General features: G+C 68.7%; 17 protein-coding genes. 8 read left to right on the forward strand and 9 right to left on the reverse strand.

Going from position 1 to position 15,338, the window contains the following annotated elements; all coding sequences use genetic code 11:
• Entirely contained in the window at positions 1 to 759 is a 759-nt protein-coding gene (locus tag EDC22_RS14475) for an SOS response-associated peptidase (protein ID WP_132807485.1), read from the reverse strand.
• Positions 760 to 864: 105 nt separating this feature from the next.
• On the opposite strand from EDC22_RS14475, the gene EDC22_RS14480 reads away from it, so the two are divergent.
• On the forward strand, positions 865 to 1,386 hold the full coding sequence (locus tag EDC22_RS14480) for an NUDIX hydrolase (protein WP_132807395.1): 522 nt from the start codon (positions 865 to 867) through the stop codon (positions 1,384 to 1,386).
• Positions 1,387 to 1,429: 43 nt separating this feature from the next.
• A complete protein-coding gene (locus tag EDC22_RS14485) occupies positions 1,430 to 1,819 on the forward strand; it encodes a TIGR02301 family protein (RefSeq protein WP_132807396.1) in 390 nt (129 codons plus the stop codon).
• 84 nt (positions 1,820 to 1,903) lie between these two features.
• Here EDC22_RS14485 and EDC22_RS14490 read toward each other — a convergent pair whose 3' ends face one another.
• A complete protein-coding gene (locus EDC22_RS14490; protein WP_132807397.1) occupies positions 1,904 to 3,991 on the reverse strand; it encodes an adenylate/guanylate cyclase domain-containing protein in 2,088 nt (695 codons plus the stop codon).
• A 192-nt stretch (positions 3,992 to 4,183) separates the two neighbouring features.
• Entirely contained in the window at positions 4,184 to 4,423 is a 240-nt protein-coding gene (locus tag EDC22_RS14495; RefSeq protein WP_245499774.1) for a DUF1127 domain-containing protein, read from the reverse strand.
• 461 nt (positions 4,424 to 4,884) lie between these two features.
• Between EDC22_RS14495 and EDC22_RS14500 the strand changes: the two genes are divergently transcribed.
• Genes EDC22_RS14500 through EDC22_RS14515 form a run of 4 tightly spaced genes read left to right on the forward strand, consistent with a single transcriptional unit; the run spans position 4,885 to position 8,397 of the window.
• Complete coding sequence (locus EDC22_RS14500) at positions 4,885 to 5,790, forward strand: metal ABC transporter substrate-binding protein (RefSeq protein WP_132807398.1); 906 nt, start codon at positions 4,885 to 4,887, stop codon at positions 5,788 to 5,790.
• Positions 5,787 to 6,713 (forward strand): manganese/iron ABC transporter ATP-binding protein, encoded by a 927-nt coding sequence (locus tag EDC22_RS14505; RefSeq protein WP_132807399.1) that lies wholly within the window; start codon positions 5,787 to 5,789, stop codon positions 6,711 to 6,713. The genes EDC22_RS14500 and EDC22_RS14505 overlap by 4 nt, the downstream gene beginning before the upstream one ends.
• Positions 6,710 to 7,567 (forward strand): metal ABC transporter permease, encoded by an 858-nt coding sequence (locus EDC22_RS14510; RefSeq protein WP_132807400.1) that lies wholly within the window; start codon positions 6,710 to 6,712, stop codon positions 7,565 to 7,567. Before EDC22_RS14505 ends, EDC22_RS14510 begins: the two co-directional genes overlap by 4 nt.
• Complete coding sequence (locus EDC22_RS14515; RefSeq protein ID WP_132807401.1) at positions 7,564 to 8,397, forward strand: metal ABC transporter permease; 834 nt, start codon at positions 7,564 to 7,566, stop codon at positions 8,395 to 8,397. Before EDC22_RS14510 ends, EDC22_RS14515 begins: the two co-directional genes overlap by 4 nt.
• Here EDC22_RS14515 and EDC22_RS18305 read toward each other — a convergent pair whose 3' ends face one another.
• From EDC22_RS18305 to ppdK, 5 genes are all read right to left on the reverse strand, one after another.
• The gene (locus EDC22_RS18305; protein ID WP_165926921.1) at positions 8,398 to 8,541 is read right to left on the reverse strand and encodes a hypothetical protein; all 144 of its coding nucleotides are present in this window, start codon (positions 8,539 to 8,541) and stop codon (positions 8,398 to 8,400) included.
• 220 nt (positions 8,542 to 8,761) lie between these two features.
• Entirely contained in the window at positions 8,762 to 9,841 is a 1,080-nt protein-coding gene (locus EDC22_RS14520) for a cell wall hydrolase (protein WP_245499775.1), read from the reverse strand.
• A gap of 185 nt (positions 9,842 to 10,026) precedes the next feature.
• A complete protein-coding gene (locus EDC22_RS14525) occupies positions 10,027 to 11,004 on the reverse strand; it encodes an ArgK/MeaB family GTPase (protein ID WP_132807402.1) in 978 nt (325 codons plus the stop codon).
• Positions 11,001 to 11,210: a hypothetical protein gene (locus EDC22_RS14530; RefSeq protein ID WP_132807403.1), complete on the reverse strand. Its 210-nt coding sequence runs from the start codon at positions 11,208 to 11,210 to the stop codon at positions 11,001 to 11,003. Before EDC22_RS14530 ends, EDC22_RS14525 begins: the two co-directional genes overlap by 4 nt.
• Before the next feature lie 17 nt (positions 11,211 to 11,227).
• Positions 11,228 to 13,906, reverse strand: a complete 2,679-nt coding sequence (ppdK, locus tag EDC22_RS14535; protein WP_132807404.1) for a pyruvate, phosphate dikinase — start codon at positions 13,904 to 13,906, stop codon at positions 11,228 to 11,230.
• A 271-nt stretch (positions 13,907 to 14,177) separates the two neighbouring features.
• Between ppdK and EDC22_RS14540 the strand changes: the two genes are divergently transcribed.
• Positions 14,178 to 14,498 carry a hypothetical protein gene (locus tag EDC22_RS14540; RefSeq protein WP_132807405.1) on the forward strand — a complete coding sequence of 107 codons (321 nt, stop codon included), beginning with the start codon at positions 14,178 to 14,180 and terminating at the stop codon, positions 14,496 to 14,498.
• 49 nt (positions 14,499 to 14,547) lie between these two features.
• Here the strand turns inward: EDC22_RS14540 and EDC22_RS14545 are convergent, their stop codons facing one another.
• A complete protein-coding gene (locus tag EDC22_RS14545; protein ID WP_132807406.1) occupies positions 14,548 to 14,685 on the reverse strand; it encodes a DUF3096 domain-containing protein in 138 nt (45 codons plus the stop codon).
• Positions 14,686 to 14,901: 216 nt separating this feature from the next.
• Here EDC22_RS14545 and EDC22_RS14550 point away from each other — a divergent pair, with 216 nt between their 5' ends.
• On the forward strand, positions 14,902 to 15,324 hold the full coding sequence (locus EDC22_RS14550; protein WP_132807407.1) for a hypothetical protein: 423 nt from the start codon (positions 14,902 to 14,904) through the stop codon (positions 15,322 to 15,324).
• Positions 15,325 to 15,338: the final 14 nt, after the last annotated feature.

Here is a 15,338-nt window from a genome sequence, read left to right on the forward strand (position 1 = left end):
CTACAGCAGGCGCATCTGCCCGCCTCCGCCGTCACCGGGATCGCGGTCCGGACGCTTGCCGGCGGGCGGGGTCGGCGGCGGCGTGGAGGGGTCGGCGAGCGGCTCGATCAGGCCGGGATCGTCGTTGGCGACCGAGTTGACCCGCGTCGAGACCGGATAGGCGGTGAAGACGTCATCGGGCGCCGGTACCAGCAGATCGGTCACCGTTTCGGGCGGATTGGCTGCGGCGTCGAGCCAGCGGTCGAAGTTGTGCGGCTCGATCACCACCGGCATCCGGTCATGCAGCGGCGCGAGTCGCCGGTTGGCACGCGTCGTGACGATCGCCGTCGTGTCCAGCTGCTCGCCATCCGGGCCTGTCCAGGTTTCCCACAGGCCGGCAAAGGCGAAGGGGCCGCCGCCGGCGCGGTGAATGAAATACGGCAGCTTCCGCCCCTTGTCGGTCTTCTGCCATTCGTAGAAGCCGTTCGCCGGCACCAGGCAGCGCCGCCGGCGCATCGCCGCCCGGAAGGCGGGCCTTGTCGCCACGCCCTCGGCGCGGGCATTGATCAGGGTCGGGAAGGCCTTGACGTCCTTGACCCAGGACGGCAGCAGACCCCAGCGCATCAGCGCGAAGGAGCGCGCGCCCTGATCGAGCCGCACCACCGCAACCGGCTGGGTCGGGGCGATGTTGTAGCGCGGCGGGAAGTTCGGCTGCTCGCCGAACCCCAGGAACACCCGGATCTCCTGCGGTGGCGAGGTAAGGACGAAGCGGCCGCACATCGGCGTCTCCAGCATGTCGCTGCGGCCGGGCCGGGGTGGTGCTTCCGCCCGTTCCGACGCGGCGCCATGATAGGGGCCGCCCGACATCAGGCAAGGGATACCACCATGACGTGGCCCGACCGCATCGAACCGGATCCCGACGATCCGCGCAGCTATCCGGCCGCACCGATGCTGGCGGTATCGACGGCGGTGTTCCGGAACGGGCGCGTGCTGCTGGCGCGGCGCGGGCGGGCGCCTCGCGCCGGCATCTGGAGTCTGCCCGGCGGGCTGGTCGAGCCGGGCGAGCGGCTCGCCGAGGCTGCTCTGCGCGAGCTCCTGGAAGAAACCGGGGTCGAGGCACGGATCGTCGGCCCCGCTGCCACTGTCGAGGTGATTCGCCGCGACGCGACGGGGCGTGTCGCGCGGCATTTCGTGGTGGTGTCGTTCGCCGCCACCTGGCTGCAGGGCGAGCCCCGCGCAACGCCGGAGGCGAGCGAGATCGCCTGGGTCGTTCCCGGCGCCTATGGCGGCCGCGCGATGACCGAGGGACTGGAGGACGTCATCGCCCGCGCGGCGGCGGTCGTGGCGGCGGCCGGATCTGCGGCATGCTGCCCGGACCCGCGCGGGGAGAGCACGGCGGAAACGTAGCCCGCCGGTTGCCCACGGCCCCCCGCCGGCGCTAGAAGGTCGCATGCGCCGCTGTGCCCGCACCCTGTCCGCGTTTGCCGTCCTGACACTCCTCGCCGGCGGCGCGCCGGTGTGCGCCCAGATCCCCTCCGAACCGCCCTACGAGAAGGAAATGCAGCGGCTCGCCGAGATCCTTGGCGCCGTGCACTACCTGCGCGCCCTGTGCGGCGCCGACGAGGGCCAGACCTGGCGGTCGATGATGCAGCAGCTGATCGACGCCGAGTCCCCGACCGCGGAGCGCCGCGCCCGGCTTGTCGACAGCTTCAATCGCGGCTATCGCGGCTTCGAGCAGACCTATCGCACCTGCACCCGCACCGCGGTCTGGGTGATCGACAGCTACATGCAAGAGGGCGCCGACATAGCCCAGCGCATCGCCTCGCGCTACGGCGAATAGCACAACATCCGGGAACCGGTTTCCGAGTCTCCGAACATTGCTCTAGAACCGCTCGAGAACCGGCTGCGCAACGCCCCGGCGCGGCTATTTCTCCGCCAGCACGCTGACGCCGTCCCATTCGCCCCTGGGCGGGTCCGACAGGTAGCTGCGGCATCGGCGGATCATCAGGCGCGACGGCGCATCCTCGCCGCGCATCAGGATCGTCTGCTCGAAGAAGCGGATCGCGGTGGCGAAATCTCCCCAGCTGTAGCAGGCGTATCCCTCCTCATAGGGTTCGACCCATGCCGGCATCGTCTCGCCCGCAAGGCCGATCAGTTCGTGGATCTGCATGCCACCGCCACGGCCATAGACCGCGATCTTGTCGATGAGGCGGGTGAGGATCGCCGATCCGGCCAGTTCGCGGGTGCGCGCGCCGATCAGGATCTCGGTGCCGTACAGCTTGCTGGCGCTCTCGAGCCGGCTCGCGACGTTCACGGCATCGCCGATGGCCGTATAGTTCAGGCGGCTCTGCGAACCGACATTCCCCACCAGCACCTCGCCGCTGTTGAGTCCGATGCGGATGGCGAGCGGCCGGCCGGAGTCGTCGCGGAGACCGCTCGCGGCGACGGCCCGGACGGTGGCGAGCGCAGCACGGCAGGCGTGCACGGCATGGTCCGGGTCCTCGGCCGGCGCGCCCCAGAACGCCATCACCGCATCGCCGATATACTTGTCGACCGTGCCCCGCTCGGCCTGCACGGTGGTGGTGGCGAGATCGAGATAGCCGCCAAGCAGCGGCACGATCCGCTCGCCGAGACGTTCGGACAGGCCGGTAAAGCCGGCGACGTCGGCGAACATGATCGTCAGTTCGCGCCGCAGCCCTCCCGGCTTCGCCTCGATGCCCTCGGCGAGCAGCATGCGCACCACCTCGTCGGGCAGATAGAGCCGAAAGGCCGACAGCCCGCCCGCCATCCGCTGGATGGTCGCGGACAATTCGTCCAGTTCGGCAAGGCGCGAGGGATGATAGGCGACGCGTTCCAGCTCGAACCGCTCGACATGGGCGATCTCGCCCGCCACCGTGCGCAGCGGTCGGGCGATCAACCGCCGCCCCAGCCAGGCCGACAGGACCGCTGCGGCGATGACCAGCGCCAGGATGCCGGCGGCCAGGCGAGCCGTGGTCGCCTCGATCTCGCCGAGAAACTCCTTCTCCGGGATGACGACGGCGAGGATCCAGTCGGCGAAGGCCAGCGGCGACAGCCGCACCGTGTAGGCATCGCCATCATCGTCCATCAACCGCAGGTCCAACGGCAGGTCGCGCACCGCGCCAGAGGCGGCGACGGCCCCGGATCCGGCGACGGCGCGGCGGGCGAGGGGCAGCAGCGGATCGCGGTCGAGGCGGGTGCCCATCAACTCGTCCGCCTCGGGGTCGGGTACGGCAACCGGCGTGCCGTCTGCGCGCAGGATGAAGGCCGAGCCGCTGCTGGCCACGGTCAGGCCGGCGAGGAACCGCGAGAGCCGGTCATGCTCGATCATTACCGCCAGCACGCCCTGCCGGGTCGTATAGAGATCGACGGGGCCGACAAAGGCAAGCGCCGGCCGGTGGCCGGTCGGATGCACCTCGACCTCCAGCCAGTGCGGCCCATCGCGGTCGATGGTCGCGCGATACCAGGGCTGGTCGGTTGACCGGAACGAGGTAAGCTCGAAGCGACGCTCGAGAAACTCGATGTCGTTCGGATAGACCTTGTAGACATCGATGCGGCGGGTCAGGGTGCCGCCCATCGGTGCGATCTCCATCATTTCCAGCCGCTCGTCGCCGAGCTTGTGGGCGGCGAAGACATCGCCGTCGGGCCAGCCGAACACGATCCAGGAAACCGACGGCTGCGCCTGCAGCTGGGACAGAAAGACAAATTCCCGCTTGTCCGCCTCGCGGGTCTGCAGCACGTTCTGGAAGAACAGCGTTCGGATCGCCCAGAACGCGGAGCGGCCCTGTACGGCGATCTGGCTGATCTCGTCCTCGACCTGGGCGACGATCTGCCGGTTTATGGTCTCGGCGAGCAGGCGCGAATTGCCCTGGGCCGTCCGCCACCACAAGAGATGCACGATCGCCGCCGTGACCGCGATCGAGGCCAGCACCAGCGTGGTGAGCGCAAAGCGGATGCCGACGCGCAAACGGTCCCTCCCGCGACAGGCGGCCATTGTGCCGCATCCCCGGGCGAATGCGAACGCCGTCCGTGCCACAGGTCGGAACGGAACGGCCGCCGGCGCCTGCGGGGCGGGGCTCGCATGGTGGAGGGCAGACCGACCGGGCACGCGGCGGCGCGGTTCAAGCGGCGTATTCCCGCGAGGCGGACAGGCCGTCACGGCGGGCAAGAGCGCAGGGCCGGGTGGTCAGCGTCCGCCATGACCGGACGCACCGAACCCACGGGCATCCGACGCCGAGGCCTGCATGAGGCAGCGCGACAGACCGATATCGTCCAGCATCCGATCGTCGAGTCGGCTCAGTTCCTGCAGCGCGCGCCGCATGCGCGAAAATCGGCGGACGCGATCGAACGCCGACCTCGCCGCGGTCATCAGTGCCTCCCCAACACGGGGCGCCGGCCTCTCCGTAGGCAGGTCTTCCGCGGTCATTCCACGCTCCTTGACGGGTTTGCCTGCGACCGGCGCGACGAGGAACCAACGGCCACGCCATCGCATGGCATCCGGTGTAGGGAGCCGACATGTCCGGGATACGTCGCGGGCATGTCGCCGACCGCGCCGAAGGTTTCGATCGTATCGGGAGAATTTCAGGAGACCTGCGGTTGCACCTGGCGCCGGCGATGCCTTCCGCTGCCGCGATAGGTCCGGTCCCGTCCGGCATGGCGATGGCGAACGCGACCCGCCCGCCGGTCGAGGCGACCCGCGACATGGCTTGATCCGCAGCGTCTGTCTGGAAGTGCGGGCCGCGGCCGATCGGCGCCCAGACGACGGTGCCAGGGCGGCAAGCGCGACAGGGACAGCGGCAGCTGTCACGTCTAGAATGCGAATGAGTTGCAATTGCGGAAGCAAGCGCTATATTGCGAATGGATCGCAACTGCGTGCGGGATGAGAGCATGGCCTCGCCGTCAATGACGTTAGCCGCCCTCGCGCTTGCGGCGGTGATCGCAGCCGCGCCCGGAAGAGCGGGCGCGGCCGAGGACGATCGTTTCAAGGTCATCACCACCTTCACCGTCATCGCCGACATGGCCCGCAACGTCGCCGGAGATGCGGCGACGGTAGACTCCATCACCAAGCCCGGCGCCGAGATCCACAATTACCAGCCGACGCCCGGCGACCTTCTCAAGGCGCAGGATGCCGACCTGATCCTCTGGAATGGACTCAACCTGGAACTGTGGTTCGAGAAGTTCTTCCGCAACCTAAGGGACGTGCCGGCTGCGGTGGTGAGCGAGGGCATCGAGCCACTCGGCATCGCCGAGGGGCCGTATCGGGGCAAGCCCAATCCACATGCCTGGATGTCGCCGAGCGACGCGCTCGTCTATGTCGACAACATCGCCGCCGCCTTCGCGCGGCACGATCCCGATAATGCGGCGACCTACCGGGCGAATGCGGAGGCCTACAAGCAGACGATCACCGAGACCATCGCGCCGATCCGCGCCCGCCTCGATGCGATTCCGCAGGAGCGGCGCTGGCTGGTCACCAGCGAGGGTGCGTTCAGCTATCTGGCACGCGACTTCGGGCTGAAGGAACTGTATCTTTGGCCGATCAACGCGGACCAGCAGGGAACCCCGCAACAGGTGCGCAAGGTGATCGACGCGGTGCGGCAGCACGGCATTCCGGTGGTGTTCTCCGAGAGCACGGTCTCCGACCGGCCGGCGCGCCAGATCGCCCGCGAGACCGGTGCGGCATATGGTGGCGTGCTCTATGTCGACTCGCTGAGCGAGCCGGACGGGCCAGTACCGACCTATCTCGACCTGCTGCGGGTCACCACCGAAACGATCGCCGAAGGGCTGACGAAATGACCTGCGCCGCCACGCCCGTGACGCTGCGGGCAGATGCGCCGGCGGGCGCATCGGCAGGAGAGCCGGCGCCTGCGCCGGACAGCGGCATAGCGGTCAACGGCGTCACCGTCACCTATCGCTCCGGAGTCAGCGCGCTGCGCGATGCGACCTTCGCGATCCCGACCGGCACCATCACCGCGCTGGTTGGCGTCAACGGCTCAGGCAAATCGACCCTGTTCAAGGCGATCATGGGCTTCCTGCGCACGGCGCGTGGCAGCATCACGGTGCTCGGCCGGCCGGTCGAGGCAGCGCTGAAGGCCAATCTCGTCGCGTATGTGCCGCAGGCCGAGGAGGTCGACTGGAGCTTCCCCGTCCTCGTCGAGGATGTGGTGATGATGGGCCGCTACGGGCGCATGAACATGCTGCGCATCCCCCGGGCGGCAGACCGCGCCGCGGTCGCCGACGCGCTCGACAGGGTCGGCATGACCGAGTTCCGCCGGCGGCAGATCGGCGAACTGTCGGGCGGTCAGAAGAAGCGGGTGTTCCTCGCCCGTGCGCTGGCCCAGGATGCCCGCGTCATCCTGCTCGACGAGCCGTTCACCGGCGTCGACGTCAAGACCGAGGAGGCGATCATCGCGCTCCTGCGCAACCTGCGCGAGGAAGGCCGGGTGATGCTCGTCTCCACCCACAATCTCGGTTCGGTCCCCGATTTCTGCGACCGCACCGTGTTGCTGCGCAACACGGTGCTGGCCTACGGCCCGACTTCGCAGGTGTTCACCCAGGCCAATCTCGAGCGCGCCTTCGGCGGCGTGCTGCGGCACTTCCCGCTGGGCGGCACCGATCCCGCCGGCCAGCAGGCGGTGGGGGTCATCACCGACGACGAGCGGCCCTTCGTGGTCTATGGCGAGGGCACGGCCGGGGAGAGAGCGGAGCGCCCGCGTTGACCGACCTGCTGCTCGAACCGTTCCGCTACGGCTACATGGTCAACGCCATGTGCGTCGGGGCGCTGGTCGGGGCGGTCTGTGCCTTCCTGTCGGCCTTCCTGATGCTGAAGGGCTGGTCGCTGATCGGCGACGCGCTGTCGCACTCGATCGTGCCCGGCGTCGCCGGGGCCTACATGCTGGGACTGCCCTTCGCGCTCGGCGCGTTTCTCGCGGGCGGACTGGCGGCCGGTGCCATGCTGTTCCTCAACCAGCGAACCCGGCTCAAGGAGGACGCGATCATCGGGCTGATCTTCACCTCCTTCTTCGGTCTTGGCCTGTTCATGGTGTCGCTGTCGCCGGCCTCGGTGAACGTGCAGACCATCGTGCTCGGCAACATCCTGGCGATCACGCCGGAGGACACGCTGCAGCTCGTCGTCATCGGCACCATCTCGCTCGCCGTGCTGATCGTGACGTGGAAGGACCTGATGGTCACCTTCTTCGACGAGGGCCACGCCCGCTCGATCGGTCTCAACCCGCCGCTGCTGAAGACGGTGTTCTTCACGCTGCTGGCAGCCTCGACGGTGGCAGCCTTGCAGACGGTCGGCGCCTTCCTGGTGATCGCCATGGTGGTGACGCCGGGCGCCACCGCCTACCTGCTCACCGACCGGTTCCCCAGGCTGATCGCCCTCGCCGTGGCGATCGGAGCGGGGGCCTGCTTCCTGGGGGCCTATCTCAGCTACTTCCTCGACGGGGCGACCGGCGGCATCATCGTCTGTCTGCAGACGGCAGTGTTCCTCGCTGCCTTCTTGCTCGCTCCCAAGCATGGTCTCCTCGCCGCACGGCGGCGTGCGGCGCGTGTGGCGGCGGCACCATGACCCAATTCATCGCCGATCCGCTGATGCCGCTGCGCTTCGAGTTCATGCGCTACGCGCTGGCGATCGCGGTGCTCGTGGCGGTGCCGACAGCGCTGCTGTCCTGCTTCCTCGTGCTCAAGGGCTGGTCGCTGATGGGCGATGCGGTCTCGCACGCGGTGCTGCCCGGTGTGGTGCTGGCCTATATCGCGGGCCTGCCGCTCGGCGTCGGCGCCTTTGCCGCGGGCATGGGCTGTTCGCTGCTCACCGGCTGGCTCGACGCCAACAGCCGCATCAAACGCGACACGGTGATGGGCGTCGTGTTCTCCGGCATGTTCGCGCTCGGCCTGGTGCTGTACATCCGCATCGAGACCGATGTCCATCTCGACCATATCCTGTTCGGCGACATGCTCGGCGTCGGGCCGGCCGACCTCCTGGAATCGGGGATCATCACGGCAGTCGTCGCCGGCATCCTTCTGCTCAAGTGGCGCGACTTGCTGCTGCACGCCTTCGACCCGACGCAGGCGCGGGCGATGGGCCTGCCTGTGGGCCTGCTGCACTACGGGCTCCTGGCGATCCTGTCGCTGACGATCGTCGGGGCGCTGAAGGCGGTCGGCATCATCCTGGCCATCGCCATGCTGATCGCGCCGGGCGCCATCGCCTTCCTCATGATGCGCTCGTTCGGCGCAATGCTGGGCGCGGCGGTCATCGTCGCCGTCGTCTGCTCGCTCGCCGGCGTCTATGCGAGCTTCTTCATCGATTCGGCCCCCGCGCCGACCATCGTGCTGCTGATGACGGCAGTGTTCGTCGCGGCATTCGTCCGGACGGTCCGCATGGCACAGGCGGCAGGGTGACTACAATCCCAGGAACTTGAAGGGCTCGGCCTCGACGAAGCGGTCCGAGACATCGCCGGAGAAGAGGTCGGTCTGGTCGGGGCCGAGATCGAGGGTCGTCACCTTGCCGGTCCGCGGCGACAGGTCGACCTTGCTCAGGTCCACCCAGCTCAGGTCCGCCCAGAAGAGGTTCGGCTCAGCGCCGATTCGCAGAAGCAGCGCTTGCGCTTCAAGTCGGCGACGGTGCGACCGTCGCGGCGAGTGCGATGGCGAGCGCCGTGATGGCGGCGGCCGGACGATGTCGCATGGCTGGCCCTCCCGATCGTCAGAGCCTATCGCGTCCGGCCGGGCCGGTCCGACATGTATCGCCCGGTCATGACCGCGGTCAGCGCTGACCGGGCTTGAGCTGGTAGAAGATGTGGGTGCCGATCCGTTCGAGACGCTTGAGGTAGCGCCCCCAGCGCGGGTTGACATAGGTGGCGTGGTAGTGGGTCGCCATCCCGACATTGTCGAGGAAGTAGTCACCCTTGAGCGCCTCCTCGGCGATGCGCAAGGCCGTCGCCCAGGATTGCTTGTCGCGAATCGTCTCGGGGCGGCCGTCGCAGGCAAAGGAGAACTGGCAGCGGTTGCGCCATTGGCGATTCTGGTAGATCACCCCGCACACCGTGTTCGGATAGCGGTGATCGAGGACGCGGTTCAGCACCACCTGCGCCACCGCCATCTGCCCCGCCTCGCTCTCGCCGCGCGCCTCGAAGTAGATGGCGACGGCGAGGCACTGCCGGTCGCGCTCGAAATCCTCGATGTCGATGCGACTGCGCGCGAAGATGTCGAACGGCGTGCTGAGCAGCGGCTGGAAGGCGATCGCGTGGTCGAGCCCGATCTGCGGGTCGAGCGAGGCGACCATCACTGGTCTGTCGTCGCGCGGCGGCGCCTTCGGCTTGAGGAACGCTCCGACCAACGGCCGCTCCTGCGGCGACGGCGGCTCGATGAGCAGCGGCGGAACGCGGATCATGCCGCCGGCGTCCGGGTCGACATGGTAGCGCGTTCCGGTGCCGGCACGGCTCATCAGGAGATCGCCCTTGGTCTCGCGCACCACCTCGGGAAACGCAACCTTGCCGGTCGAGACCGGCGTCACCGAACCGGTGATGTCGGGATCGGCCGGGGCAAGGACGATCGTTTCGGACGGTATGGAGGCGGCGCCGAGCGACACGCCGACGGCGCGGCCGTCGGTGCCCGGATCGGCCTTCAACGGCAGCACCGGCTGGGCAACATGAACGGAGCCGTAGGGCGCGGCGACCAGGCTCGCCTGCCAGCGCGCGACGGACTGTGCCTGCATGTCGACCAGCGCGGCGGCGTCCTGATAGGCGAGTTGCACCGTCGAGAAGAAGAACCAGGCGATGGCATAAGCGTAGGGCCGGTAGTTCCGGGCCCGTCGCCGACTGACATACCTCGCGCGTCCCCGCACCACGCAGACTCCACACAATCCACATGACGACGGCCGCATCACGGATCCGCGACCGTTACGCAATGGCTCTCGCCCGGGGGCAGGGTGACCACATCCCCGCCGCAGGCAGAACTTGGCGGAAAAGTCTTTACAGTGGTTTAACTATGAAGAGAGGTGACGAGTACCGCGCCGGCGGTGATTCACGATTACGCAATCGGTGCCCGCGGATCGCCTCTCCCCGCCGGTCCGATCCCGAGCCGCGCGGACAGCCGCTCGAGCAGTGCGCGGCGGCCGGAGAAGGGACGGGTGGGATCGAGCCCGGCCAGATCGGCGGCCACCGCCTGCAGACCCGCCGTGCCGAAGCGGCCGCGCACCGCGTCCTCGACCCAGGCACGTGCCTGTGCGGCCCGCAACCACCCGGCGCGGCTGCCTTCGGCGAGCCAGCGGCGGTGTGTATCGATCGCTGCCGAGAGAGCAGCAAGCCCGTCACCGGTCTGTGCCGAGACGGCGAGCACGATCGGCCGCCAGCCGTCGGGGCGAGGGCCAGACAACCCCAGCGCGCCCTCGACATCGGCCACCGCCCGCCGTGCTGCGGGTCCCGTGTCGGCCTTGGTGATGGCGAGGATGTGCGGCAGCTCCATGATGCCAGCCTTCATGAACTGCAGGCTGTCGCCCGAACCCGGCTGGATGCACAGCACGACCGTCTCGGCGGCGAACGCGATGTCGGCTTCCGACTGGCCGATCCCGACGCTCTCGATCAGTACCCGGCCGAAGGCGAGCCGCATCACCACCATCGCCGCCAGCGTGTGCTCGGACAGCCCGCCGAGCCGGTCGCGCGCCGCCATGGAGCGGACGAAGACGCCTTCGTCCTCGGGGTCCTTGCGGATGCGGGTGCGGTCGCCGAGCAGCGCGCCGCCGGTGGCACGCGAGGAGGGATCGACGGCGATGACCCCGACGCGGTCACCGGCACTGCGCCAGGCCCCCACCAGCGCATTGGCCAGTGTCGACTTGCCGACGCCCGGCGGGCCGGTCAGGCCGACCACGTGACCAGCACCTGCGGCCAGGGCCGCGTCGAGGAACGATGCCACCTCGACGGAGTCCAGAACCTCCGTGGCGGTCAGCGCGGCGGCCACGTGTCGGCGGCGGCCGGCAGCGACCTGTTCGGGGGCGGGCAACCCGGTCATGGCAGGATTCCCAGATGCACCAGCGACTTGCAGCCGCCCATGGCGATCAGCACCGCCAGGAGCCCGATCAGGCCCGCCTCGACGGCGGGCATCGGCCGCTCCATCACCGCCCGCAGGGCGAACGGCGCCGCAAACAGCAGCACGAGCACGAAGGCGCCGTCCAGCGACAGTGCCCAGCCCCAGCAGACGCCTGAGGGGGTGAACATGCCGCGCCGCCCCGGTGCTACCTGTCGCGTTCGATCGCCTGGCCGAGCGCAGCCTGCGCCGCGGCAAGACGGGCGATCGGCACGCGGTAGGGCGAACACGAGACATAGTCGAGACCAACCTCCTCGCAGAAGGCGATCGAGGCCGGATCGCCGCCGTGCTCGCCGCAGATGCCGAGCTTGATGTCGGGTCGGGCCGCGCGACCGCGTTCGGCGGCGATGCGCACCAGTTCGCCGACACCATCCCGGTCGAGGGTGACGAACGGATCGGATTCGAGCAGCCCCTTCTCGACGTATTCGGCGAGGAAACGCGCCGAATCATCCCGGCTGATGCCGAAGGTGGTCTGCGTCAGATCGTTGGTGCCGAACGAGAAGAACTCGGCCGTCGCGGCAATCTCGGCGGCCCGCAGCGCCGCACGCGGCAGTTCGATCATCGTGCCGATCTGATATTTGATCGTCGTTCCCTTCTCCCGGTTGACCGCCTCGGCGACCGCAACGATCCGGCCTTTCAGCATGTCGAGTTCGGCGCGGGTCGCAACCAGCGGGATCATCACCTCGGGCACCACCGGCGCACCGGTGCGCGCGGCCGCCTCGGCGGCCGCCTCGAAGATGGCGCGGGCCTGCATCTCGTAGATCTCGGGATAGGTGATGCCGAGCCGGCAGCCGCGATGACCGAGCATCGGGTTGAACTCGTGCAGATCCTGCACCCGTGCGCGCAGCTTCTGGATATCGGCGCCGATCGAGGCGGCGACCTCGGCCAGTTCCTCCTCCGCCTGCGGCAGGAATTCGTGCAGCGGCGGGTCGAGCAGGCGGATCGTCACCGGCAGCCCGGCCATGATCTCGAACAGCTCGACGAAATCCTGGCGCTGCATCGGCAGGATCTTCGCCAGCGCCGCGCGGCGACCGGCCTCGCCATCGGCGAGGATCATCTCGCGCACCGCGACGATACGGCCCTCGTCGAAGAACATGTGCTCGGTGCGGCACAGGCCGATGCCCTCCGCGCCGAACTGCCGCGCGGTGCGCGCATCCGCCGGTGTCTCGGCGTTGGTACGCACCTTCATCCGGCGTGCCGCATCCGCCCATTCCATCAGCGCGGCGAATTCGCCGGAGAGTTCCGGCTGCAGCATGCTGACCTCGCCGAGCAGCACCTCGCCGGTGCTGCCGTCGATGGTCACCACGTCGCCACGCTTCAGGGTGACGCCTCCCGCCGTCATCGTTCCGGTCGCGTAGTCGACGCGGATCATGCCGGCGCCGGAGACGCAGGGCTTGCCCATGCCGCGCGCGACGACGGCGGCATGGCTGGTCATGCCGCCCCGGGTGGTGAGGATGCCCTGCGCCGCATGCATTCCATGGATGTCCTCGGGGCTGGTCTCGACACGCACCAGGATGACCTTGCGGCCCTCCGCCGCGAGCTCTTCGGCGGTGTCGGCGTCGAACACGATCTCGCCCTGGGCCGCACCGGGCGAGGCCGGCAGGCCGCGCGCCATCACCTTGCGCTCGGCCTTCGGGTCGATGGTCGGATGCAGGAGCTGATCCAGCGCCTGCGGATCGACCCGCCTGATCGCCTCGTCGCGGCTGATCAGGCCCTCGTTGGCAAGATCGACGGCGATCCGCAACGCCGCCCTGGCGGTACGCTTGCCGGAGCGCGTCTGCAGCATCCAGAGCTTGCCCCTCTCGATGGTGAACTCGAGATCCTGCATGTCGCGATAGTGGCGCTCGAGCGTGTCGCAGATGCGGGTGAACTCGGCGAAGCAGTCGGGCATCAGCGCCTCGAGGGACGGTTTGTCGGAACCGGCCGCGATCCGGGCGCGCTCGGTCAGGTCCTGCGGCGTGCGGATGCCGGCGACCACGTCCTCGCCCTGCGCGTTGACCAGGAATTCGCCATAGAGCTCCTTCTCGCCGGTCGAGGGATTGCGGGTGAAGGCGACGCCGGTGGCCGAGGTCTCGCCCATGTTGCCGAACACCATGGCCTGGACGTTGACGGCGGTGCCCCAGCTTTCGGGGATCGCGTTGAGTCTGCGATAGGTGATCGCCCGCTGGTTCATCCACGAGCCGAATACCGCTCCGATCGCGCCCCACAGCTGCTCGGCGGGATCCTGCGGGAACGGCTTGCCGAGATGCTCCTCGACGCAGATCTTGTAGCGGGCAACGATCTCCTGCCACTCGTCGGCCGACAGATCGGTGTCGAGGGTGTGGCCCTTCTCGTCCTTGTAGAACTCCAGGATGTCCTCGAAGTTGTGGTGGTCGATGCCGAGCACAACGTTGGAGTACATCTGGATGAAGCGGCGATAGGAATCGAAGGCGAAACGCCGATCGCCGGCAAGCGCGGCAACCGCCTCGACCGTCTCGTCGTTGAGGCCGAGATTGAGAACCGTGTCCATCATGCCGGGCATCGAGGCTCGCGCCCCGGACCGCACCGAGACCAGCAGCGGATTCTTCGTGTCGCCGAAGCGCTTGCCGACCAGCGCGCCGACCCGGGCGAGCGCTGCATCGACCTGATCCCTCAGATCGGCCGGGTATTGCCTGTCATGGGCGTAGTAGTAGGTGCAGACCTCGGTGGAGATGGTGAAGCCGGGGGGTACCGGCAGTCCGAGACTCGACATCTCGGCAAGGTTCGCGCCCTTGCCGCCGAGCAGTTCGCGCATGCCGGCGGTGCCTTCCGCGGTGCCGTCGCCGAAGCCGTATACCCACTTCGCCATCTGTCAGTTTCTCCGTCAAAATGCCCGGCGGCGTCTCCGCCGGCAGCCCCGGCGCCAGACGTGCCGGCATCCCCATCGCGCAAAATTCCGGCGGTTTCAATGTTGCGGCGCAAAATACAGCAGACGCGATCGGACGGAACGGCATCCCGAAAGCCTTCGTTAACCACTGTGGCGCAGGCTCGTGCGGAGGCCTGACGGAGCGTCCGCGGGCCGCTCGCGCCGGTCCCGCGGCGAGCAGCGCGGAAGCCGGCATGGTGCGGGAGCCGCAGCAATGAAAGGTGTTCTCGCCGTCTCCATCATCGTCGCCGGACTGGCGACGCCGCTGGCAGCGACACGTGTGGCCGCCGACGTCTTCGATACCCGGCCGGATCTTAGGTTCTGCATGGCCGCCATGCTGCGCGGGTTCGGCAACGGACTCGAGGAAAGGGCCTGCGCCAAGCTCTACGACCTGCCGTCGGCCTATCACTTCACCTGTGCGCGCGGCGTCGTGCGCGGGTTTCGCAGCGACAGCGACCGCGCCGCCTGTGCGTCGTTCTTCGAGCAGCAGGCCTCGGCAGCGAAGGCGGCGCATGTGCGGCCGCAGACGCCCTGACCGGTGAAATCCGGAACGCCCGCTTGCCCCCGGTCCGGCGAAACCCGCCTCAGCCGACGAGACCGAGGATGCCGATGAGGATCAGGTAGACGGCGACCACGTAGTTCAGCAACCGCGGCATGATCAGGATGAGCACCCCGGCGATCAGGGCAATCAGCGGCTGGATGGTGATGATGTCGACGGTCATCGGAAGCATCTCCTGCGTTGCGGCCCGGACGCCGAATCACGCCGGGGCGGGGCGCCACTCTACGCCCCGCCCATAACGTCCGTGAGGGCCGATCGTTCGCGATGGCGGCGCCGCCGGAGGGCGGAGACATCGGCGAAACCGGACCGACGTCGGATTGAAACACCGCAGGCGCATACAGGCGCGATCCAACCCCCGTTCCGCAAGAGGAGTCCTGTCGTGCCTGTCGCGTTCCGCTTCTTCCGGTCTGCCGTCGCCTTCGCGGTGCTCGGCCTGTCGCTCGGCCTCTACATGGCGCTCGGCCACGACCACGCGCAGATCCCGACCCATGTGCACCTTTTGATGATCGGCTGGGTGTCGATGTTCCTGTTCGGCGCCTTCTATGCGCTGGTCCCCGCCGCCGCGGGGCGCGCCGCCCTCGTCCAGTGGTGGCTTGCCAATACCGGCGTGGCGGTCATGATCCCGGGCCTCTGGCTGATCTTCGCCGGCACGCCGCAGATCGGCGGGCCTGTCGCCACGCTCGGCGCCTTGGTCGTGTTCGCTGCGATGCTGACCTTCGCCGGCATCGTCTGGTGGATGACGATGGCCCGGCACGGCGCCGCAACCTCCCGCCCCGCCGGTCCCGGCGCGACGATCCGCTGAGCCTGCGCCGGCGC

Origin of the sequence: Tepidamorphus gemmatus, from assembly GCF_004346195.1 — a bacterium.
In the GTDB taxonomy this organism is placed as follows: Bacteria; Pseudomonadota; Alphaproteobacteria; order Rhizobiales; family Tepidamorphaceae; genus Tepidamorphus; species Tepidamorphus gemmatus.

Excerpts from the sequence above, each read along its gene's own strand:
- EDC22_RS14475 (WP_132807485.1), bottom strand. The coding sequence starts at position 759 with ATGTGCGGCCGCTTCGTCCTTACCTCGCCACCGCAGGAGATCCGGGTG.
- EDC22_RS14480 (WP_132807395.1), top strand. The coding sequence starts at position 865 with ATGACGTGGCCCGACCGCATCGAACCGGATCCCGACGATCCGCGCAGC.
- EDC22_RS14485 (WP_132807396.1), top strand. The coding sequence starts at position 1,430 with ATGCGCCGCTGTGCCCGCACCCTGTCCGCGTTTGCCGTCCTGACACTC.
- EDC22_RS14490 (WP_132807397.1), bottom strand. The coding sequence starts at position 3,991 with ATGGCCGCCTGTCGCGGGAGGGACCGTTTGCGCGTCGGCATCCGCTTT.
- EDC22_RS14495 (WP_245499774.1), bottom strand. The coding sequence starts at position 4,423 with ATGACCGCGGAAGACCTGCCTACGGAGAGGCCGGCGCCCCGTGTTGGG.
- EDC22_RS14500 (WP_132807398.1), top strand. The coding sequence starts at position 4,885 with ATGGCCTCGCCGTCAATGACGTTAGCCGCCCTCGCGCTTGCGGCGGTG.
- EDC22_RS14505 (WP_132807399.1), top strand. The coding sequence starts at position 5,787 with ATGACCTGCGCCGCCACGCCCGTGACGCTGCGGGCAGATGCGCCGGCG.
- EDC22_RS14515 (WP_132807401.1), top strand. The coding sequence starts at position 7,564 with ATGACCCAATTCATCGCCGATCCGCTGATGCCGCTGCGCTTCGAGTTC.
- EDC22_RS14525 (WP_132807402.1), bottom strand. The coding sequence starts at position 11,004 with ATGACCGGGTTGCCCGCCCCCGAACAGGTCGCTGCCGGCCGCCGCCGA.
- EDC22_RS14530 (WP_132807403.1), bottom strand. The coding sequence starts at position 11,210 with ATGTTCACCCCCTCAGGCGTCTGCTGGGGCTGGGCACTGTCGCTGGAC.
- ppdK (WP_132807404.1), bottom strand. The coding sequence starts at position 13,906 with ATGGCGAAGTGGGTATACGGCTTCGGCGACGGCACCGCGGAAGGCACC.
- EDC22_RS14540 (WP_132807405.1), top strand. The coding sequence starts at position 14,178 with ATGAAAGGTGTTCTCGCCGTCTCCATCATCGTCGCCGGACTGGCGACG.
- EDC22_RS14545 (WP_132807406.1), bottom strand. The coding sequence starts at position 14,685 with ATGACCGTCGACATCATCACCATCCAGCCGCTGATTGCCCTGATCGCC.